Raw genomic sequence first — 22282 nt, forward strand, 5'->3', positions numbered from 1 at the left:
ATATCTTACTGTATTATTCATTCGTTTTCATTGGTACTGTCTCATTTATTTCAATGTTAAAATAATTCACAGCATTGTGATAACAAATATCTTTGACTATTTTTCCTATAAATTCGTAATCCCTTGGAAGCTCACCATTTTCTATCCAAGTCCCAAATAAATGACATAAAATTCTTCTGAAATATTCATGGCGAGGGAACGATAAAAAGCTTCTTGAGTCTGTAAGCATACCTACGAAAGTGCTAAGCAAACCTATATTAGATAATGTTTTCATTTGATCTAGCATGCCGTCTTTTTGATCATTAAACCACCACCCGGATCCAAATTGAATTTTTGCTCTGGCATCAGAAGACTGAAAATTCCCTATAGTAGAGGCCACAATCGCATTATGAGCGGGATTTAAATTATAGATAATTGTTTTAGGTAAAAGGTTGTCTTTGTCTAATTCATTCAAAAAACCATTTAAATGTCTTGCTAGGTGGAAGTCAGACATAGAGTCGTACCCACTATCTTTCCCCGTTAACTTGAACATTCGTGTGTTATTATTCCTTAAAGCACCTATGTGTAATTGCATGGTCCAATGAAGAGAATGATATTTTTTACTCAGGTGAATAAGAGTGTTTGTTTTAAATTTATTGATATCCTCTAGGGATAGTGTTTTTCCTTGCAAAGCACGTACAAATATAGAAGACACTTCTTGTTCAGTAGCTGGTGAAAATGGAAATATTTCAAAACCATGATCAGAAATTCTGCATCCATTCGCGTGAAAATAATCAATTCGTGAATGTAATGAAGCGATAAAGTTTTCATATGTTAAAACAGCGCCGTTGATTGAATCACCTAATTTTTCTATATAGTTCACAAAATTTGATTGTTCAATATTTAAAGCATGATCCGGTCTAAATGTAGGTAGGACCCTGGTTTTAATTCCTACATCTTTACGTATGATTTGATGAATTTCTAAAGTATCGATTGGATCATCAGTCGTACATACAACTTTTACATTAAATTTTTCTAAAATTCCATTTGTGGACATGTTACTTTCATTTAATCTCTCATTACATATATCCCAAACTTGATGTGCATTTTTTTCTGAGAACAACTCATTTATATTGAAATAACGGCTTAATTCTAAATGTGACCAATGATAAAGAGGGTTTCCTATTGTATATGGAACAGTTTGGGCCCAAGCTAAGAATTTTTCCTTGTCACTTGCATTCCCCGTGATCAATCTTTCTTCTACGCCTAACCATCGCATAGCCCTCCATTTATAGTGATCTCCATTAAGCCAAATATCAGTCATATTTTCATATTTTTTGTTAGCAGCAATGTCATCAGCCATTAAATGCGTATGAAAATCATAGATTGGCATATTTTTCGCATAATCATGATAAAGAACTTTTGAACTTTCGTGATGAAGCATCATATCTTCGCTTAGGAATGTAGACAATATCGTCACCTCTATACATTTTATCGTTTCTTTATCCTTCAAACTTATGTTAAGAAAATCTCAATTAAATGAAATAAGGTGTTATTAACAAAAATAACACCTCACTTTTTTAGATCTTACTTAATTCACACTCCGTATTTACGTAGATTGCGTCTCGTTGTGCAATTAAGCAAAGTTCTGCGGCTTTAAAAGTATGTTCTTGAGTCATAGCATTTTCAGTACCGTTTAAACAATCTAAAATAAGTTCACCAAAGTAAGGGAATCCTACTTCTCCATTTAGAGAAAAATGCTGCTCTGTATGTTGATTTACTAAGTATAAATGGTCTCCTATTTTATCCCTTGCTATGTCTACGTATTTGCGAATTTCAATATACCCATCTGTTCCAAGAATGAATGTGCGCCCATCTCCCCAAGTGCTAAGGCCATCAGGAGTCAGCCAGTCTACTCTAAAGTAGTTTGTAGCCCCATTATCAGCAATCAAAGTAGCATCACCAAAGTCTTCTAATTCTGGATATTGATGATGCTTATAATTGCCCACTTTACTATGTACAACTTTTGCATCTTTTGCGCCAGAATAGAAAAGGAATTGTTCAATTTGGTGACTGCCAATATCACATAGAATACCTCCATAATATTCCTTTTCAAAAAACCAGCTTGGTCTGCTTTCTACATTACTACGATGTGGGCCAGTTCCAAGAACTTGTACCACTTTTCCAATTGCTCCTTGTTCAATCAATTGACCAGCAAATACGGCACTCTCCACGTGCAAACGTTCACTATAATAAACAGCCCATTTAAGCCCCGTTTCAGTTGTTTTTTTACGAGCAAGCTCCAATTGTTCTAACGTTGTAAAAGGTGATTTATCGGTAAAGTAATGCTTACCATGATCTAAAACACGCAGCCCTAAATCACAGCGTTTAGATGTAATGGCTGCGCCTGCCACGAGCCTTACATCTGGATCTTCGAGAATTTCTTTCTCACTTTTGGCTGCCTGTACCTCCGGATAAGCTTTACAAAATTCTTGTACTTTTTTCTGATCATGATCATAAACCCATTTTAATGTAGCCCCAGCCTCAGTTAATCCATTGCACATTGCATAGATGTGTCCATGATCAAGACCTATAGCCGCCATGACGAATTGTCCTTCTGTAACAACAGGGGCACTTTTTCCCTTAGGAGCATAATTCATTCCATCACTTTTCTGCATGATTGTTCCTCCTCAAGTAGCTTACAGTTTATTTTGAATACTTATAACTTAATACCGTTAGACTTATATTTCCTCGTAATTTCCTCCAACGGTTATCGTATCGTCTGAAAAATTTTCTACACTGCTTTGTTTTTCATAAAAATGCTTAACGTTCGCAAGCATTCCTTCACGTGTATAAAAAGGATCGTCTGCTGAAAGAGGAAGCTTCACATGAACACCTAGGTTGGCAGATTTATAGATAGCTGTAATGAGTTCTAGTGTTTTTCTTCCTTCCGTTCCATCAATTAGAAGCTTCTGGTTACCCTTGATAGCCATTAAAAAATTATTTATTTGTCCTTTATGCCCTTCAAATAGTAATTCCGGGTATTGATGAAAAGCTTCCTGAATACGATTTTCTAAATCCTCATCATTTTTCTCTTGAGGAAACCCATTTTCTTTAGCTATTTGAGCATTTACTTTCCATGGGACAGATACTCTAGCTTTTTCACCTTGAAAAATCAGTTGTTGTTCTTCTCCATGATGAACAACAGAACTGGTTACTTGTGCTAAGCTGCCATTTCCATAGCGAAGTACAGCAATAGAAAGGTCTTCAACCTCTGCATTATCATGCAAGGTATTACTAGTTGCTGCAAAAATGTCAGCCGGCAATCCTAACATCCATTGCAACATATCAATATGATGGACAGCATGATTAAGTGTACAACCTCCACCTTCTTTTTCCCATGTACCGCGCCACCATAAATCATAATAACTATGACCACGCCACCAAAAAGAATCAACTTGAGTATGAGCGATTTTTCCAATGAGGTTTTGATCAAGGACATGTTTTAATCTCATAATGGGCGTCATAAACCTGTTTTGAGCAACAACAGATAAAAGCTTCTGGCTTTCAATAGATGCTTTTATCATTTCGTCACATTCTTTTAGAGAAGAAGCCATAGGTTTTTCTACTAAGACATGTTTGCCTGCTTTAAGAAAATCGATGGCAATGGTTGCGTGCATATAAGGAGGTGTACAAATGGAAACGGCATCAATCGTAGGATCATTCAATAACTCTTGGTAGTTAGCGACAACTCGTGCTTCCAAGTTATATTTTGTTGCTGCAGACATTGCTTTTTCAGGATAAATATCAGCTAAAGCTACAATTTTACTCATTTCAGGCATTGCAAGATAAGCCTCGATATGGGCAGTTGCAATAGATCCAGTTCCTATAATGGCGATGTTAGACATATCAATCTTTCCCTTCTGCAAGAAGATAAATTTTCACTTCCAATAATGAGATAGCGCTTTCAAAAAACTGAATGATTCACCTAACTGATAGATCAGAGTACCGTTCATTTTGTTAATATTCTAGTTATACTAGTATGGTAGATCAAAAACATTATAACTCAATCTTTTTGAATTTTGTATAGTTTTTTGAATTTTCTTTTTAATATCCCACACTTTTATGATTGATCATGGCTTACATAGTGGAATCATCAAGAGATGCTCACAGTACAAGTATTCAGAAAAATGAAATGAATGTCTACCATTCTAATCTACTTGTATGGTAGTATGTTAGAGAAAGGAGATTAGAATAATGAATATTGATTTTAAAAACCAAAACCTCTCTACGAGGGAACAAGTTTACAATATGCTAAAAGATCAAATATTAAGCCTGAAGCTTCCACCTGGGACAAATATTTCTGAAAAGGAAATATCCGTTCAATTTAATGTGAGTCGAACTCCTGTAAGAGAAAGCTTTTTAAAATTATCTCAAGAAGGATTATTAAGTATCTATCCTCAACGAGGTACATTTGTTTCTTTAATTGATTTGAACCTTGTGGAGGAAGCACGGTTTATGCGAGAACATCTCGAGAAGGCAGTGATTAGACTAGCCTGTCAGGAATTTTCGGAAGAGCTGATGAATGATTTAGATATGAATTTAAGTATGCAAAAAATTTGCGTTAAGAAAAAAGACTATAAAAAAATGTTTGAATTAGATGAGGAGTTTCATAGAACTATTTTCAAACGGTGTAAAAAAGAAAAAACATGGTTAGTTATTCAACAGATGAATGTACACTTTAATAGGAGTCGCATGTTAAGGCTAGTAACAGATTATAATTGGGATAATATTCTTTCTCAACATGTAAATATCTTCAAAGCTATACAAGATCAAGATGCTGATAAAGCTGAAAAAATCATGGAAGAGCATTTGAAAATTGCACTTGTTGATAAAGAATTATTGAAGAAAGAATATCCAAATTATTTTCAATAAAATTAGGGGTGATGGTAGATGAGGATGACATTCAGATGGTTTGGAGAAGGAAACGACACGATCACACTGGAACAAATAAAGCAGATTCCAGGAGTGGAAGGAATTGTTTGGGCACTGCATGATGTGCCCGTAGGAGAAGAGTGGCCAATAGAAAGAATGTTAGAAATGAAAAAATTAGCCGATAAACATAACCTTCATATTGAAGTGGTTGAAAGCGTGAATGTTCATGAAGACATTAAGCTCGGACTTCCAACTAGAGATCGATACATAGAAAATTATAAGAAAACAATTCAGAAGCTAGCAAAGGTGGGTGTTAAAGTCATATGTTATAACTTTATGCCTGTCTTTGATTGGATCCGTACAGACTTAAATAAAACACTTTCTGATGGATCTACAGCTCTATTTTATGAACATAGTCGAATTAAAGATATTGATCCGAAAGAATTAGTAAATAAAATTAGTGAAAACTCCAGTTTAACCATGCCAGGTTGGGAACCAGAGAGGTTAAATCACCTCCACCAACTTTTTGAAGCCTACAAAAATATAACAGAAGAGGATTTATGGGCCCACTTGAAATATTTTTTAGATCAGATTATTCCAATTGCAGAACTTCATGATATTAAAATGGCTATTCATCCTGACGATCCACCTTGGCCTGTCTTTGGTCTACCGCGAATAGTAACTAACCAAAAAAACATCAGAAAAATTTTACAACTAAATAGCAGCCCATATCATTGTATAACGCTCTGTACAGGATCTTTAGGAGCAAACTTAGAGAATGATTTAGTTTCTATGATTCACGAATTTATTGATAGAATACCATTTACTCATATAAGAAATGTACGCGTATATGATAACGGGGACTTTGTTGAAACATCGCATCGATCAAAAGATGGATCAGTAGACGTTTCAGCCATTATACATGCTTATTATGAAAGCGGATTCAAAGGTTATTGTAGACCCGATCATGGAAGACACATTTGGGATGAACAATGCAGGCCTGGATATGGTCTTTATGATAGAGCACTTGGAATTATGTATTTGTGGGGAGCTTGGGATGCTTTAAAAAATAAACAGTCTGTACGAAAAGAAGCAAAGGAGGAAGCTACATGGTAAACATACAAGAAAATAAAAATTTAGCTGGTAAAGTAGCTGTCATAACAGGAGGAAGTGGCGTACTTTGCAGCGCCATGGCAAAGGAACTTGCTAGACATGGCGTGTCTGTGGCTATTTTAAATAGAACAGTCGAAAAGGGTGAAAAGGTAGCCGAAGAAATTAACCTTATGGGTGGGAAAGCGATTGCGATTAAATGTGATGTGATGAATAAAGATAGTGTGGAACAAGCCGAGAAGATTGTAACAGAGGAATTAGGCAATTGTACAATATTGATAAATGGAGCTGGTGGTAACCACTCCAGTGCAAATACAACCAACGAAATATTTCAAACAGAAGACCTTACTAATCCTAAGGTAAATACTTTTTTTCATTTAAGTACAGATAGTGTACAAAATGTATTTGATTTAAATTTTATGGGGACTTTCATTCCTACACAAATTTTCACTAAACATATGGTTCATCAAAAGGGAGCAGTTGTCATCAACATGTCATCTATGAGTGCCCCTTCTCCAATGACCAAAGTGCCTGCTTATAGCGCGGCAAAAGCAGCAATTGAAAATTTCACCAAATGGTTAGCTGTTCATATGGCTGAGGCAGGAATTAGAGTAAATGCTATTGCACCGGGCTTCTTTTTAACCTCACAAAATAAAAACCTTCTCCTAAATGAAGATGGAGATTATACAGAGAGGTCACATAAGATTATTTCGAATACACCAATGAGAAGGTTTGGTACGCCAGAAGATCTTCTTGGTACCCTATTATGGCTTGTTGATGATCATATGTCAGCATTTGTTACCGGCGTGACAATTCCTGTTGATGGAGGTTTTATGGCGTATTCAGGTGTTTAATATTTTTATTTTTTCCTTGTCATACATCTTTATTTTATCTGTTTTTTAAATTTATAAGTAGGCTTGGAAAGGAGACATAAGAATGCAGACTGAGAACAGGAAACTAACACTCAAAAATTATATTGGTTATGGAACAATGGATATATTTGGAGGGGGAGCATTCGCTATAATAGGCGCATGGATGTTATATTTTTTCATTACATACTGCGGTCTTACCCCTGTTGAAGCAGGATCTATTATTGCAATTGCACGTATTATTGATGCGATAGCAAGCCCAATTATGGGCCATATCACTGATAATTTTGGTCGTACAAAACTTGGGAAAAAATTTGGAAGACGCAGGTTCTTTTTGCTAGTTGGAAGCCCTTTAATGGTTATTTATTCTCTTCTTTGGATTTCTGATATGAATTACTGGTACTATTTAACGGTTTATATTTTGTTAGAATTCCTTGCAGCAATGGTATTAATTCCATTTGAAACACTTGGAGCTGAAATGACGAATGATTTTAATGCTCGGACCAAGCTCTCAACAATCAGATTAATCTATTCAGGACTAGGAACATTTTTAGCTACCTTTATTCCAGGCAGATTATTCGAAATATTCGGAAAAGATTCACCTCAAGTTTTTCTTTACAATGGGATTATCTTCACCTTTATTTTTATGGCCGCATTATTAATTACACATAGAACAACATGGGAACGTAAAATAGAAGAAGACATGATAGAACCTGATGGTGTAGAAAAAGTACCTGCTATAGAATCCATAAAAAAAGTCATCATTGACTTAACATCTACTTTTAGAATAAGAAGTTTCCGTCAGCACCTCACGATGTATATTTGTTCGTTTACGGCCATGGATATTTTAAACGCTGTCTTTGTCTACTTTGTTGTGTTTTCTTTAAATAAAGATGCAGTGCTGGCAGCCGATTTATTATCTATTGGTTCATTACTTCAAATGGTATGTACAATATTGTTTGGTTGGCTCGTGATTAAAATAGGTCCTGCGCCATCTTTGAAAATATCTTATATTGCTATTATTACATGTATCAGCGGTTATATATTTTTATACTTCACACAACCAGCTTATATGATTATAGCGTTGTATGCGTTCTCTGTTATCTTAGGCATCGGAAAGAGTGGATTATATTATATACCATGGAATATTTACACTTTCATTCCTGATGTAGATGAAATGGTCACTCGTAAAAGAAGAGAAGGAATATTTGCAGGTATTATGACTTTTACACGCAAAAGTACTACAGCTTTAGCCACATTTTTGGTAGGAGTTATTTTACAGGAAAGTGGATTCGTTGCAAGCGCGACGACACAGTCTACGACAGCAATAAATGGGATTGTAGGTATTCTGTTTTTCGGAACTGTAGGGCTAGTCGGTATTAGTTTAGTTATTTCATTTAGATTTAAATTATCTAAGAAAACCCATTCCATTATGATTAATGAAATTAATAGGTTAAAGAATAATGGTTCAATGGAACAGGCTGATGATGAAACAAGAAGTGTTTTGAAAGCGCTAACAGGATGGGATTACGAGAAGCTTTGGGGTAATAATAACGTAGGATATCAGAATAAGCGCCAACATTTTGAACAACAAGATTTTAAACAGCAGGATATGAACTAACTTTTGTTGTTAGTTGAGAACTACAGCTCAGTTAAATAGTCCTTCTATTGATATGAGAGGTTCCAGAATCACTTCAAGAAAAAAACACCTTCAGATTGATATCAGAGGTGTTTTAAAATATCTTATATTCTTACATTTAGTGTTTTTTGATTTTAAAACCGGATCTCATCATCTCCGCGGATCTGCAGCTTCAGCGGTTCACTTTTCGCCTGATGCTTTTTCACATAGCGGTGATAGACAACATATCCAATGATCATAAGCGGTACGCCGACATATAGCCCGATGCGCTGCTCTTGATCAAAGGCAAGACTGACCAATACGATGGTATTCAGTGTAATTGCAATGATCGGCAGCACCGGATAAAGAGGCGTTTTAAATTTTAAGTTTTCCAGCTTTCCGCCTGCTTTCAAGTATTTTCTACGGAAAAGCAGCTGTGATAATGTAATCGTGATCCAGCCTGTCTGGGCACTCATGCCGGCAATGGATACGATCCAGGCAAATACCGTTTTCTCTGCAAAGAAGCCGGATAACAGCGAAATCCCTGTAAATAGGAAGGTGAGCAGTAAGGCATTCATCGGAATACCGCGCTGATTGACGCGTCTAAACGCTTTTCCTGCCATTCCTTCCTTCGATAAGGAATACAGCATTCTCGTTGATGCATACAAGCCAGAGTTCGCAACAGATAATAAAGCAATGATAATGACAAAGTTCATGATGTCTGCCGCAAAAGGAATGCCCGTTCTCTCAAACACAGTAACAAATGGGCTTTGCAGCACACTAGCTTCCTTCCAAGGCACCATACCCGCTAAGACAAAAATAGATAAGACGAAAAAGACGAGTGTACGCCATACGGTCTGATGGATCGAGCGGGGAACGGTTTTCTCAGGGTTTTCACTTTCACCTGCCGCAATCCCGATCAGCTCTGTTCCTTGAAACGAAAAATTTACTGTTATCATCGTAACCACAACAGCGAGCAGGCCATTTGGAAACAGCCCGTCACTCACAAAATGGCTGAAGTATGGGGCGGGTTCACCGCTCGTTGTTTCAATAAACCCAAACATCGCCGCTCCGCCTACGCCAATAAAGAGTAAAATCGCAATAATCTTAATGGTAGAAAAGAAAAACTCCGACTCCCCGAACGCTTTCGCTGACCGGGCATTTAATATGAAAAGACAGAGTCCGAATATGAGACACCAAATCCACACATCCACTTGCGGCAGCCAGCGCCTCATCAGCTGTCCTGCTGATAAGAACTCAAGGGCGACCGTAGCCGCCCAGCCGAGCCAATAAATCCAGCCGACAGCAAAACCTGCTGCAGGGCTGACAAATTTCGTCGCATACGTATGAAACGAGCCCGACACAGGAAGTGCAACAGACAGCTCCCCAAGACACAGCATGGTTAAATACATGATCAATCCGCCCACAATATATGAAAGAACGGCTCCGACCGGCCCTGCTTGTCCAATCGTATAGCCCGTTCCTAAGAAAAAGCCTGTCCCAATGACACCGCCAAGTGAAATCATAAATAAATGGCGGGAGGTCATCGCCCTTTTCAATTGTTCAGGCTGATTTTGTCCAACATCCACAATGATGCCCTCCTTCTTCTAAGGTGCTCTGTTATCAAAACATGTCTCCATGTGATTCATTCCATTTTCAAAACAACCTACTAATTATACATCTTTTATAATAAATATGCTTCCTTCTATGGTCATTGTCTCAAAGTCTTTATTTTAGTAATGTTCGCACAAATATGTGGTGGATCAAACCATTTGATAGGATGCCATATATCTAAAATATTGCACAAAAAAACCAGCATGAAACTTTATCGTTGCACACTGGTTTCGTTTCATTCTTTTCGAGTCTCATTTTAGACAGTTCTTATGATCACTTTTGTCACAAGTCATTCTGCTTTTAGCAAACACACTTTGATAAATTCATCTATTTCCTGAAAGCAGCGATTTTTAGATTCAGCGTGAAAAGCCGCAGAATAAGGATTGGCGAATCCATGCTCTCCCTCTACTATTGTCACGCAAAGCTTTTTCTTTTTCTCCAAAACACTCGCAATCTCCCTGGGATGAAAGGATGCTTCGATCTCCGGGAAAAATAACAGCGTTTTGCAGGCGGGCGCAAGATCGACGTCATCTCTGATCCTTGAACCATAAAATCCAATAACTCCGGTAAACAGCTGATCATTTTGGCTGCATCGCCAGGCAATTGTTGCCCCCACACTAAAACCTAGCAGAAATATGTCTATCGCGGCATTCTTCGTTTTTAACTCTTTTGCCAGATTCAGTACACTCTTTACCGGCTTATCAAAACCAACTTTATTCATAAAGTAGTCGTAAGCCTCATTTTCACTGACATAAGGGAAGTGCTTCGCCTGTCCCAATAAATGAGGACAATAAACCTCAAATCCAGCTTTGTCGAAATAATGGATCATACTCTTCATATGATCATTTATTCCGTATATTTCGTGTATTAAGATCATGACAGGTTTTTGTTTCGATGTATGCAAATGTTCACACTTCCCTTTTGTTTCTTAGAAGTCAATTGAATCGATTGGAAAATTTCGTTGGGATGATCATAGCATATTTTACCCGAATCGTTTATCTAACGTTCCACCAATCAAATCATCTTAATCATCTTGAACTTGTGTATGGTTTTATTCACCTTTTAACTTGGGTATAGTTCTATCGTTTGTCCGTTCGACCGTTTGAGGGCATAAAGTTGGTGAGATTCGCTCAAGCTAGTTTCAAATGCTTTACTTTTAGGTTGCTTCTCTGTAAGATCATATGTTGTAAATACCAACAAGAAAAGTGGGGAATAAAATGAAAAAAATGTTCTTTGCCATTATGTTAGGCGCTTGTGTTGCATTGATCACGGCATGTGGATCTGGTGCAAGCGACAACGCGAATAAACAATCTGGGTCTAAGGAATCAGGAGACCTTTGGAAATCCATTCAGGATAAAGGTGTATTAACCATCGGAACAGAGGGTACTTATGCTCCTTTCACATTCCATGACAAAAAGACAGATAAATTAACTGGCTACGATGTAGAAGTCATCACTGAAGTAGCAAAACGTCTTGACTTAAAACCTGAATTCAAAGAAACACAATGGGACAGTATGTTTGCTGGACTGAACGCAAAACGTTTTGACGTGGTAGCGAACCAAGTGGGGAAAACTGGACGTGAAAATCAATACGATTTCTCTGATAAATACACGACATCTCAAGCCATTGTTGTAACAAAATCAGATAACAACGACATCAAGAAACTATCTGATGTCAAAGGCAAAAAAGCAGCACAATCGTTAACAAGTAACTACAATAAACTAGCAACAGATGCTGGCGCTAAGATCGAAGGCGTTGAAGGTCTTGCACAATCCATTCAATTGATTCAGCAAGGACGTGCTGATCTGACGTTCAATGACAAATTGGCTGTATTGAATTACTTGAAAACAAGCGGTAACAAAAACCTAAAAGTTGCATTTGAAACAGGAGATCCTCAAGAAACGTATTTCGCATTCAGAAAAGGCAGCGGCGAAGTCGTTGACAAAGTGAATGGCGCACTAAAAGAAATGAAAAAAGACGGTACACTCGCTAAGATTTCTAAGAAATGGTTTGGTGAAGATGTTACAAAATAACATCCTAGGAGTCGTCATTCCTTGGGATCTTCTTCAGCAATCTTTTTGGCCAATGGTGATGCAGGGGATTTATTATACAATTCCCCTCGCCATCATTGCCTTTATTATTGGTATTTTTATCGCGCTTGTGACAGCTCTTGCTAGAATGTCTAAAATTAAAGCCCTCAGATGGATTTTCTCCATCTATGTGTCGGCCGTTCGTGGAACGCCGCTTTTTGTGCAATTGTTTATTATTTTCTATTTCTTTCCGACATTTAATATCACACTGGATCCATATCCAAGTGCCATTATCGCTTTTTCTTTAAACGTAGGTGCGTATGCGTCGGAAATTATCCGTGCATCTGTCCTGTCTGTTCCAAAAGGACAATGGGAAGCAGGTTATTCCATTGGGATGACACATCGCAAAACGCTCGTCCGCGTGATTTTACCGCAGGCTGTGCGTGTATCGATTCCACCGCTGTCTAATTCATTCATTAGTTTGGTGAAGGATACATCCCTCGCCTCCCAAATTCTCGTGGCAGAGATGTTCCGTAAATCACAGGAAATTGCTGCGGCGAACTTGGATCAAATCTTGTTTATTTATATGGAAGCAGCCCTGATCTATTGGGTATTCTGCTTCATTCTATCGCTCGTTCAGCATCAAATTGAAAAACGACTTGATCGATATGTCGCAAGGTAAGGAGGGAACGACATGCTAACAGTCAAAGGCTTAAAGAAATCCTTTGGGGAAAATGAGATTTTAAAGTCGATTGATTTTTCGATCAACAAAGGGCAGGTTGTGGCTATTCTCGGTCCATCTGGTTCAGGAAAAACAACGATGCTTCGCTGTTTAAATGCACTTGAAATACCAAATGGCGGCTCCTTTACCTTCGATGATTTCTCGATTGATTTTTCAAAAAAAAATAAATCAGCTGATCTGCTGAAGCTTCGCCGGAAATCAGGAATGGTGTTTCAGGATTATCACCTGTTTCCTCACCGCACAGTGCTTGAAAATGTGATGGAAGGTCCTGTTCAGGTGCAGCGCCGTCCAAAGGAAATGGTTCGAAAAGAAGCCATTCAGCTCTTGCAAAAGGTCGGTCTGGAAGATAAAAAAGACCTGTATCCATTCCAGCTGTCAGGCGGTCAAAAGCAGCGTGTCGGGATTGCCCGTGCACTTGCCATTCAGCCAGAGCTTATGCTTTTTGATGAACCTACCTCTGCGCTTGACCCTGAGCTTGTCGGGGAAGTCTTAAAGGTCATGAAGGATCTAGCGAAGGAAGGCTGGACCATGGCAGTTGTCACACATGAAATCAAGTTTGCTCAGGAAGTAGCAGACGAAGTGATTTTTATTGATGGCGGCGTCATTGTCGAACAAGGTCCCCCGGAAGAAATCTTCAAACAACCAAAGGAAGAACGAACAAAACAATTCTTAAACCGGATTTTGAATCCAGTATGATGAAAAAAGGCTGTTCTCACGTGGTGAGGACAGCCTTTTTTCATCTTTTTAAAAGTAAGCGATTACAATTGAGCAAAGCCATTTAAAGGGGTGTGAGAGTATGTTACGATGGAAATCGAGTGTTTAAGAAAGAAGGGAATGCTTTTGAAGCGGGAACATCTTTTACGTTGGTTTTTTTATTTTGTTGGATTGATCGTACTAGCTTTTGGACTATCGCTGACAGTGAAAGGGAAGATCCTTGGGATTGGTCCTTGGGACGCTTTCCACTACGGACTGTTTCAGCATTTTGGACTTACAATTGGACAATGGTCCATTATTATTGGTGCACTGATTGTGACACTGACTTCTGTTTTCACGAAATCATTTCCAAAGATCGGCGCCCTGCTCAATATGGTGCTGATTGGCGTGTTTATTGATTTCTTTAATGCGATATTACCTGCGCCACATGGGTATTTACCGGCTTTATATGTATTTATTACAGGTGTTGTAGTTTCTGGATACGGTGTTGGCATTTATGTTTCAGCTAATCTTGGCGCTGGGCCACGGGACTCATTAATGCTGCTCATCTCAGCGAAAACGGGACTGAACGTACAGTGGGTTCGAAATGGCATTGAGTTAACAGTGCTTTTATTTGCATGGATGCTCGGTGGACCGATTGGCATTGGAACGATTTTGACTGCGATCTTCACAGGTCTTGTCCTTCGTTTCTCCTTGCCGCAATCAACACGGCTCCTGCAGCTGCTTATTACTAAAACAGCCGAAAAACCTGTTCAAACACTGACTAGATGAGAACAAGCCATTCTATAATCAGAATGGCTTTTCTTGTGGTTAAAAAAATAAACAGACTTTTCTATTAATTATAAGAGGAAATCAGCCTGCATCTTCCTCTCCTTTTGGGCATTCACTGTAAGGAGGCCTCTTTCCCTTTTACGCGGCGCTCTCCAATGGTACAATCAATGTAAAAAATTAGAGGTTCGTTATGAAAATATATGCTATCCAATTACAACACTTAGATGAAATTGATGCACGACAACAAATAGAGCGGCTGAAACCCTTTGTGTCATCTGAAAAGCGTGCTGCGGCTGAACGCTTTCGTTTTTTGATCGATGCAAGAAGAACCTTGTTAGGTGAGGTGCTGGTTCGTCAAACGATCCATGATATGTACGATCTGCCTATGGATCAGATCGTTTTTGAAACTGAGGGCAATGGCAAGCCTGTTGTCCGGCAGCTTCCTTCTTTTCATTTTAATCTATCTCATTCTGGCGATTGGGTCGTTTGCGCAGTAGATGATGCACCTGTTGGCATTGATATTGAGGAAATCAAGCCTATCGATCTGGCGATTGCCAAGCGATTTTTTTCAGCGGATGAGTATCAGGATTTACTCTCACAGCCGGCAGAACGGCAGGAAGCCTATTTCTTTCATCTTTGGTCAATGAAGGAGGCCTTTATCAAGCTGACTGGAAAAGGCTTATCCTATGGGCTTTCGTCCTTTACAGCCCGTCTGTCAGAGGATGGACAAGCTGCGTTGACATTACCTGATCATGAAGCGCCTTGCTTTGTTCAAACATATTCACTTGACCCTGCCTATCAAATGGCGGTATGCTCACGAAAGTCTGCTGCGGCTGAAAGCGTTGAGAGACTCACTTGCAGCGATATACTGCCCCGCCTTTAATAACGCGTGCTTTTCTGAAATACTGTCTTTAATAGATCAACTCCGCGTGTGATCTGCTCTTCTTTCACCTGCCAAATGTTCAGCTGAAGAATGGGTTCCTTTTGATAGTCCGACAGGTAATAACGGTCAATTGGCTGAATGGAAACAGATGCCTTTTTCAGCTGCTGAATGAGCTGGTTCATGGGAATCGACCGGTCGACACGTACATGTGTATGGGTAGCCGGCTCCTGTTCTCCCAGCTGATAAGCGCTCTGATCATTTTTTAAACTTGCTACGAGCTGCTTGGAGCGGTTTCGATACGTCGCCCGCATTCTGTCTCTATGCCGCTCAAACATCCCGCTTTTTAAATAGATTTCTAAGGCTGCCTGGGACAGCATGGAGCTGTCGATATCAATGAGCCGTTTGTGTTCGCTAAAAGGAGTAATCAGTTCTTCAGGTAAGACGACCGCTCCTGTTCGCAGCCCTGGAAAGATGATTTTCGAAAAGCTTTTCAAATAAATAACCTTTCCTGCCTGATCATATGAATAGATCGGGTCTCTTTTTGTATCGAATTCTAAATCTGCTATATAATCATCCTCAACAATGTAGACATCATATTTCTCAGCAAGGGCTGCAATCGCTCTTTTTTCTTGCTTTGATAAACTCGTTCCAAGCGGGTTTTGAAATCTTGGCATCGTATAGAAAAAACGAATCTCCTCTTCTCGAAAGATACGTTCTAATTCGATAAGATCGATCCCTTTTTCCGTCCGCTGAATTCCGCGCACAGGCAATTGGTTTTTCTCTAAATATTGGAGATATAAGTGATACCCCGGCTGTTCGACTAGGATGGTTTGTTTTCCATTCGGAAAAGGGATGGTGCTTAAAATGGATAAAGCGAGCTGAATACCAGAGGTCATGACAATCTGTTCTGGATGAGCAAACACTTGATAATCCATTAATCGCTTTGAAATGACTGGCAACAGCGATGGCAAGCCGTTGGCTGTGCCGTAAATAAATAAGTCATTTTGATACAAATCGATCGCTTGGTTGATGCAGTGCTGGAAATCGACATATGGAAACACAACGGGATCAGGTGCAGATGAAGCAAAATCAATCCATGTGCCGTCCTGCTTGCCTGCTCGCTGCTTCGTTTTCACGACATAATAGCCGCTTCTTTCTACAGAATACAGCAGATGTCCACGCTCCAATGTATCCAGCGCCTTGATGACAGTGCTTTTGCTCACTGCATATTGAGCTGCTAAGTGGCGAATGGATGGAATTTTCATCCCAGCACTGTACTCACCAGAATCCATTTTTCTTTTTAAACTCAAAACAAGCTGATCATATTTCCTCACACCTTTTCCTCCTTGTACCGGTACAGATATCATGTTCTCTTATTGTACACGTTAGATGATCCGATTACGATAGAAGAACAGAACCGGTCAATTCATTTGAAGCATGCATGCTCATGTAAGGAGTCACGTTATGAATATGTCAAAACAAAAAGCGTATGCTGCCGCGATCGCATACGCCTCTATCATTGGTTTTTCCTTTTTGTTTGTCAAAATAGCATTAGAATCAGCAAATCCAATAGATTTATTGGCACACCGCTTTACCATTTCTTTTGCAGCCGCTCTATTGCTGTATCCGTTTCTACGAAAAAAGTATCGCATATCCATTCAATGGCGTGATCTCATTTATATCGTACCGTTTTCCTTGCTTTATCCTGTTTTGTTCTTTGCTTTTCAAGTGTGGGGATTGATGTATACATCTTCTTCAGAGGCTGGCATCATTCAAGCGACGATTCCCATTTTGACGATGCTGCTGGCAGCCTGGTTTTTAAAGGAACGTGCGACATGGATACAAGTGCTGTTTACCTTTCTTTCTGTGTGCGGGGTGATGCTTCTCTTTGTCATGAAGGGAATTGATGTCCAGCATTCTCACTTCATCGGCTATGTGCTGATTTTACTTTCAGCCTTGTCATCCAGTGCATATAGTGTGTTTGCCAGAGTGATTACAAAACGATTCCATGTGATCGAACTCACCTTTGTGATGACCTTCTTTGGCTTTGTCTTTTTCAATGCCGCTGCGCTTATCCGGCATTCGATCAATGGCTCATTGCCGGAGTTTTTCAGCCCATTTACAGAAGCGTCCTTTGTATGGTCGATGCTCTTTTTAGGTATTCTTTCATCGCTTCTCACGGCGTATTTATCAAACTATGCACTCTCGCAGCTAGAAGCGGCAAAGGTCAGCATCTTTAATAATTTATCCGCGTTTATCACAGTCGCCGCCGGGGTTCTCATTTTACACGAAACGATTGATTGGTATCATTTCCTCGGAGGGGTGCTGGTCATTGGCGGGGTGATTGGCGGGAATGTGGTGAAGAAACAGCATTCATAAGAAAAAGCGGCCACTATAAAGAGGGCCGCTTTTCTTATGTCTTATTAATTGTTGATTGTCTTGTATAAGCTTCTTTTTCGCCCAAATTTAGTGATTTCACCTTGTATTTTATTGCTAGTTACTGAAGTAATGTCATTAACAATATAAAAAATACAATTTAGGAGCTATTAATTCTCGAGTAATTTTACTACCCTTTCTCATATTCCATCAAAATACTACTAAATCTTTCGTTACAGAGAAATAAAAATACAGTATAAAAAACCCATTTATTTAATATCCTTTTTTTGTATAATATGGGCATATAAGCAAGAGAGGGGGTGTTAATTATGGAATTGAGTTTAAAAAATAGATTTTTTGCAATTGTAGGCTTGAGTCTTATTTTCACTCTAACTTTAACAACTATGATTTTATTGACTCTTGAACCAGTTACACCTTTTGCAAATCTAGTAGCAAACTATCCTCAAATACCTGGCTGGGCTATAACTTCTGTTAGTGCAATTCTAAATGCTGCAGGTACAGTGGGTGCTGTTGCTGCTGTCTTAGGTACTTTTGGACTTGGTGCTATTGCTTCTCTGGTCATTAGTTATGCTAGAAAATACGGAGTGAAATACGCTATTTCTTTCTAAAAAAGATTTAATAGAGAAGGTGTAACAGCCTTCTCTATACACCTTTAAAATGGAAGTGTTGTAAATGCATAAATATTTAACATATACAAAAATCTTGTTAATCAATGATTTAAGAAGACATCATCGAAAAAATGCTCTCATTTTTGTATTTTTTGCTTTTTTATACATAATAACACCACTATTACTAGGTATATTAACTCCTTTTTTCGTTAAGGATTTATCAATAATTTATTTATCGCTGTTTATATTTATGTTTACAGTTAATATTGATAAGAGTTTGATGAGAATACTTTTCTCCTCTGATAAAAAACAGATGGCTATTTTAAAAGTTCATCTTGATCAATACATTTTCGGCAAAGATATGAGTAAGTTTTTCAGCACTATTGTGGGTGTATTATTCTTCATATTAGGGTCCTACTTAGCAAACTTAATTATAAATGGGTATGAGGGAGCTTTTACAATAGCTGCTCTGGCCGCCACTTCTTTTATTTTAGGTTACTTACTTAGATTACACGTCTTGTTGCTACTTTCTAATCCAAAGTTTTTCTCAATTTCATCGAGCATTGGTTATATAACTACAGGCCTCATTGCTCTATGGGTATTCACTGTATTTAGATTCAATTTATTAACAAATTCTTTATCTAGTTATTCAATATATTTTATTTTAACCTTCACATTCATTAGTTTATTGTTATTGATGAATTGGAAGAAAAATGTTCGTAATGTACCAATTTTTAATTCCCAAAAAGAATTAAAAGAAAAACGAAAAAGAACATCTAGAGAGTTTAATCATATTTTGTTTTATGAAATTACGCTTCTCATGAGAAATCCCCCTATTCAATGGTCAGTATTATTATTCATATTAACCTTATCTGGGGGGTTATTTGGTCTAATTCTTTATGGTGTCAATACAAATCAGCTTGAAACATTGAATATAGAAAATGATTTTTTGTTTATTTTTAGTGTGATTTTTCCAATGATTATTATATCGAATGCAATACAACCATATGTCTCTTTTGATATTGATGGACCCATTCTTCCTTTAAAACAGAATCTACCTAACTTAGTGAAAAATAAAATTAAAAATAAGATAATTTTATCTATTATATTACACTTGTTTTTTTGTATTTTATATATCATTTTTTCAAGCTTTGTATTAAAACTAGATCAGCCTTTTTACGTGATGATTACTTTAATAAACACTTGCATTCTCGTCGGTATTTGTACTGTCGGTTCTACTGTTGTATTTCCTTATTTTAATTGGGAATTTGTTTATCAAGTTCCAAGTTCTCTTAGTAAATTGACTTTAAATATTTGTTATGGTTTCATTCTAGCTTTATCAGTGATTTCCTCATACAGCACAGTATATTTCATTTTAACAAATTCTGTTATGGCTGCTTGTTCATTCATCATTTTATTTTTAATGATTAAATTTTGGGATAGAACAATCAACAAAAACTACAAATCATTTAAAACATTATTTGAGTGAGGGATTGTATGTTATCAATTCATGGTCTAATTAAAGAGTACAAAGAGTCTAACTTTAAAGTTATGATCCCTGAGATGCATTTCCAAGAGGGTAGAATTATCGGACTATTGGGTAAAAATGGTGCTGGAAAAACGACTATTTTAGAAATGGTAGCTGGATTGATAAATCCTGATGAAGGTCAAATATTAATAAATCATAGTAAGCAAAATTTTTCTTCTGTCGGATATATGGAAGACGATCCAACTCTATTTGAAAACTTAACCTGTTTTGAACTTGTAAAATATCAATCTTTGCTTGTAGAACAACCTTTAGAAAATGAACAAATCAAGGATTTATTGAGCAAATATGGATTAGAAGAACAAATTCACCGCCGTTCCTCTGCTCTTTCAAGAGGTATGAGACAAAGAATGTCTTTTATTTTAACCATATTACATCATCCAAATATTATTTTATTAGATGAGCCATTTACAGGTCTTGATCCTACTAACATGGCTGACATGAAAAAACATTTAAGAAATTTCAGAGATGCCAACAAAATCATTTTGCTCTCCACACATATCATTCAATTTGCTGCAGACTTATGTGATGAAATCCTTTTTATTGATAATGGTAGTATTATTCACTCAGAAAAAAAATCTTCAGGAGTGACTTTTCATGAAGATCAGCTCGAAAAGAAGTTTTTTGAAAAATTATCTTAAAAATTTTTCAGTTTTTATCATATTATTTTTAGGAGGTTTTAGTTTAAGTATTTTTGCTTCAACATTTATAGATAGTATAGATTTTAAAAACAACATTGAGATTCATAGCTATCTAGACATTTTTTTTAATAACCTTTTTGTGTCACTCCTAATATTAATATCTGGAATAGTTAGTTTAGGTTTTTTATCTAGCATTATTATTTTTCTAAATGGTTTTTTCTTAGGTGCATTTTTTATATCGTATACCTATATATATGGATTTGATATAGCATTATACTATATTATTTTCCACGCTCCGATGGAGATTGTCGGTTTGTTCCTTTTTTATTTTGTCTCTTTTGATATATCAAGACAGATTATAGGATATATCATATCTAAAAACAAAATTTCATTTAAAACAAAAGGGAAAATCTATGCTAGTCAGCTTATAACCGGTGTTTTCTTATTATTTATTGCTTCGATGATTGAATTTTATTTTATAAAAATTTGATATTGTTAAAGGGTGCTATTATGAAAAAACACATTTTATTAGTATGTATGCTTTCTGGTATAATAGCTTTCATCCTTTCTATATTAAAAATGGATGAAATAAATAAAAATCTACTAGAGCTACAACTTGATGGGAATCAAGATGTAATTGAAGTTAGTAAGTGGATAGGTATTTCACTTGCTGTGATTGGAGAAATATTCAAGCCAATGATTGAAGTTTTATTTTTTTCATTAGTCATTTTTTTAAGTTTTATTATTTTCGGAATAAAAGATTCCTATAAAAGTATTTTTAAAAAAGGGATATTAGCTTACTATTACATTTTACTAGGCAACTTGATTGTTATTATTTTATACCTATTAAAGGTATCTAATGCTGAACGCACGATTACACTTCCATTTTTATGGAACATCAACATTTTCGTTATAGTCGCATTTAGTGTGTGGTGCTATTCTTACTTAAAAGATCAAGAAAATAGAAGTTATAAATTTTACATCCCATTCGTTTTATTATTCTTATTTTCATTAGCTATATCAGCGTTTTCAAGTATTATTCCTCAGTAAAAAACGACCCTATTGATGGGTCGTTTTTTCTTAATTCTTGATCAATTGCTGCTTGGCTGTTAGCTCAATCACATGTCTCATCTGCTCTGCAAATGGCTCAAGGTGTGTGTTGATGTACATGTGGTCTCCATCGAAATTGGTGCGTTCGATGGTTTTTGCCCATTTTAACCAGCCGCTTGCATCCTGCATGCATTTCTCATCTTGCTTTCCATTGAATAAATAAACAGGTGTGTCGATGATCGATTGATCTGTGTGCTGAAAGGTTTCCAGCGCCCGATAGTCTGCACGCAATGACGGCGTAAAGTAATCCATCATTGGTTTGTTCTCTAGTAATTCCTTTGGAATCCCGCCCATTTCGGCAATATGCTGTACAAATGCGTCGTTGGATAAATGCGTCAGCATCTGCCGTTTTGTTTGCGGAGGCTGAATGGCTGAGATCACCACTGCTGCAGGATAAATTCCTTCCTTTTCTAGCAGCTGGGTTAGTCTGTATACCACAAGCCCTCCCATTGAATGTCCGAACAGAATAAATGGGCGGTTCAATTTGTCCGTGAGTCCTTCTTTATACAGCTCTGCCAGCCGGTCAATGCTTGATTCAAGCGGCATGAGATTGGTGCCGTGCCCTGGGGGCTCTGCTGCTGTGACTTCGGCCACGTCTTTTAGCTGTTCAAAGAGCGGACGGTATGAGGCGGAATATCCGCCGGCAAAAGGAAAACAAATAAGCTGAATGAGATCTGATTTTTTTTCAAAGGTTTTCAATAACTGATTCATACGT

At 37.5% G+C, this 22282-nt stretch carries 22 protein-coding genes; 15 read left to right on the forward strand and 7 right to left on the reverse strand.

Annotated elements, in window-relative coordinates:
* Positions 1-13 precede the first annotated feature (13 nt).
* From uxaC to AAZR19_RS11810, 3 genes are all read right to left on the reverse strand, one after another.
* The gene (gene uxaC, locus AAZR19_RS11800; protein WP_041106563.1) at positions 14-1450 is read right to left on the reverse strand and encodes a glucuronate isomerase; all 1437 of its coding nucleotides are present in this window, start codon (positions 1448-1450) and stop codon (positions 14-16) included.
* A 109-nt stretch (positions 1451-1559) separates the two neighbouring features.
* Positions 1560-2657 carry a Gfo/Idh/MocA family protein gene (locus AAZR19_RS11805; RefSeq protein WP_041106565.1) on the reverse strand — a complete coding sequence of 366 codons (1098 nt, stop codon included), beginning with the start codon at positions 2655-2657 and terminating at the stop codon, positions 1560-1562.
* Between the two features lie 63 nt (positions 2658-2720).
* Positions 2721-3887, reverse strand: a complete 1167-nt coding sequence (locus AAZR19_RS11810; RefSeq protein ID WP_041106567.1) for a Gfo/Idh/MocA family protein — start codon at positions 3885-3887, stop codon at positions 2721-2723.
* Between the two features lie 349 nt (positions 3888-4236).
* Between AAZR19_RS11810 and AAZR19_RS11815 the strand changes: the two genes are divergently transcribed.
* The 4 genes from AAZR19_RS11815 (at position 4237) to AAZR19_RS11830 (ending at position 8514) form a co-directional block, all read left to right on the forward strand.
* The gene (locus tag AAZR19_RS11815) at positions 4237-4914 is read left to right on the forward strand and encodes a GntR family transcriptional regulator (protein WP_163114343.1); all 678 of its coding nucleotides are present in this window, start codon (positions 4237-4239) and stop codon (positions 4912-4914) included.
* A gap of 18 nt (positions 4915-4932) precedes the next feature.
* Positions 4933-6030: a mannonate dehydratase gene (uxuA, locus tag AAZR19_RS11820; RefSeq protein WP_248351466.1), complete on the forward strand. Its 1098-nt coding sequence runs from the start codon at positions 4933-4935 to the stop codon at positions 6028-6030.
* A complete protein-coding gene (locus AAZR19_RS11825; protein ID WP_075622335.1) occupies positions 6024-6878 on the forward strand; it encodes an SDR family oxidoreductase in 855 nt (284 codons plus the stop codon). Before uxuA ends, AAZR19_RS11825 begins: the two co-directional genes overlap by 7 nt.
* Positions 6879-6960: 82 nt before the next feature.
* Positions 6961-8514 carry an MFS transporter gene (locus AAZR19_RS11830; protein ID WP_434703247.1) on the forward strand — a complete coding sequence of 518 codons (1554 nt, stop codon included), beginning with the start codon at positions 6961-6963 and terminating at the stop codon, positions 8512-8514.
* Between the two features lie 152 nt (positions 8515-8666).
* Here AAZR19_RS11830 and AAZR19_RS11835 read toward each other — a convergent pair whose 3' ends face one another.
* Both AAZR19_RS11835 and AAZR19_RS11840 read right to left on the reverse strand, forming a co-directional pair.
* Complete coding sequence (locus tag AAZR19_RS11835) at positions 8667-10100, reverse strand: amino acid permease (protein WP_163114347.1); 1434 nt, start codon at positions 10098-10100, stop codon at positions 8667-8669.
* Positions 10101-10414: 314 nt separating this feature from the next.
* Positions 10415-11029 (reverse strand): dienelactone hydrolase family protein, encoded by a 615-nt coding sequence (locus AAZR19_RS11840; protein ID WP_041106580.1) that lies wholly within the window; start codon positions 11027-11029, stop codon positions 10415-10417.
* A 313-nt stretch (positions 11030-11342) separates the two neighbouring features.
* Between AAZR19_RS11840 and tcyA the strand changes: the two genes are divergently transcribed.
* From tcyA to AAZR19_RS11865, 5 genes are all read left to right on the forward strand, one after another.
* The gene (gene tcyA / locus AAZR19_RS11845) at positions 11343-12158 is read left to right on the forward strand and encodes a cystine ABC transporter substrate-binding lipoprotein TcyA (RefSeq protein ID WP_046313883.1); all 816 of its coding nucleotides are present in this window, start codon (positions 11343-11345) and stop codon (positions 12156-12158) included.
* Positions 12145-12837 (forward strand): amino acid ABC transporter permease, encoded by a 693-nt coding sequence (locus AAZR19_RS11850; RefSeq protein WP_024424286.1) that lies wholly within the window; start codon positions 12145-12147, stop codon positions 12835-12837. The genes tcyA and AAZR19_RS11850 overlap by 14 nt, the downstream gene beginning before the upstream one ends.
* A gap of 12 nt (positions 12838-12849) precedes the next feature.
* Positions 12850-13593: an amino acid ABC transporter ATP-binding protein gene (locus AAZR19_RS11855; RefSeq protein WP_041106582.1), complete on the forward strand. Its 744-nt coding sequence runs from the start codon at positions 12850-12852 to the stop codon at positions 13591-13593.
* A gap of 144 nt (positions 13594-13737) precedes the next feature.
* Positions 13738-14382 carry a YczE/YyaS/YitT family protein gene (locus AAZR19_RS11860; RefSeq protein WP_039182975.1) on the forward strand — a complete coding sequence of 215 codons (645 nt, stop codon included), beginning with the start codon at positions 13738-13740 and terminating at the stop codon, positions 14380-14382.
* 190 nt (positions 14383-14572) lie between these two features.
* On the forward strand, positions 14573-15265 hold the full coding sequence (locus AAZR19_RS11865) for a 4'-phosphopantetheinyl transferase family protein (protein WP_041106584.1): 693 nt from the start codon (positions 14573-14575) through the stop codon (positions 15263-15265).
* On the opposite strand, the gene AAZR19_RS11870 is transcribed toward AAZR19_RS11865, so the two are convergent.
* The gene (locus tag AAZR19_RS11870; protein ID WP_041106586.1) at positions 15262-16599 is read right to left on the reverse strand and encodes a PLP-dependent aminotransferase family protein; all 1338 of its coding nucleotides are present in this window, start codon (positions 16597-16599) and stop codon (positions 15262-15264) included. The genes AAZR19_RS11865 and AAZR19_RS11870 overlap by 4 nt on opposite strands.
* A 130-nt stretch (positions 16600-16729) precedes the next feature.
* Between AAZR19_RS11870 and AAZR19_RS11875 the strand changes: the two genes are divergently transcribed.
* From AAZR19_RS11875 to AAZR19_RS11900, 6 genes are all read left to right on the forward strand, one after another.
* Positions 16730-17644 (forward strand): DMT family transporter, encoded by a 915-nt coding sequence (locus AAZR19_RS11875; RefSeq protein WP_087975286.1) that lies wholly within the window; start codon positions 16730-16732, stop codon positions 17642-17644.
* Positions 17645-17970: 326 nt separating this feature from the next.
* Positions 17971-18270: a hypothetical protein gene (locus AAZR19_RS11880; protein ID WP_024427284.1), complete on the forward strand. Its 300-nt coding sequence runs from the start codon at positions 17971-17973 to the stop codon at positions 18268-18270.
* Positions 18271-18334: 64 nt separating this feature from the next.
* Positions 18335-19759, forward strand: coding sequence for a hypothetical protein (locus AAZR19_RS11885; protein WP_087975287.1), 1425 nt, complete (start codon positions 18335-18337; stop codon positions 19757-19759).
* A gap of 8 nt (positions 19760-19767) precedes the next feature.
* Positions 19768-20457, forward strand: coding sequence for an ABC transporter ATP-binding protein (locus AAZR19_RS11890; protein ID WP_087975288.1), 690 nt, complete (start codon positions 19768-19770; stop codon positions 20455-20457).
* A complete protein-coding gene (locus tag AAZR19_RS11895) occupies positions 20414-20947 on the forward strand; it encodes a stage II sporulation protein M (RefSeq protein WP_087975289.1) in 534 nt (177 codons plus the stop codon). Before AAZR19_RS11890 ends, AAZR19_RS11895 begins: the two co-directional genes overlap by 44 nt.
* Before the next feature lie 20 nt (positions 20948-20967).
* The gene (locus AAZR19_RS11900; protein WP_087975290.1) at positions 20968-21507 is read left to right on the forward strand and encodes a hypothetical protein; all 540 of its coding nucleotides are present in this window, start codon (positions 20968-20970) and stop codon (positions 21505-21507) included.
* Positions 21508-21537: 30 nt separating this feature from the next.
* Here AAZR19_RS11900 and AAZR19_RS11905 read toward each other — a convergent pair whose 3' ends face one another.
* Complete coding sequence (locus AAZR19_RS11905) at positions 21538-22278, reverse strand: thioesterase II family protein (RefSeq protein WP_434703253.1); 741 nt, start codon at positions 22276-22278, stop codon at positions 21538-21540.
* Positions 22279-22282: the final 4 nt, after the last annotated feature.

The sequence above is a fragment of the Bacillus sp. Je.9.29.b genome (genome assembly GCF_051129925.1).
GTDB lineage: Bacteria > Bacillota > Bacilli > Bacillales > Bacillaceae > Bacillus > Bacillus safensis.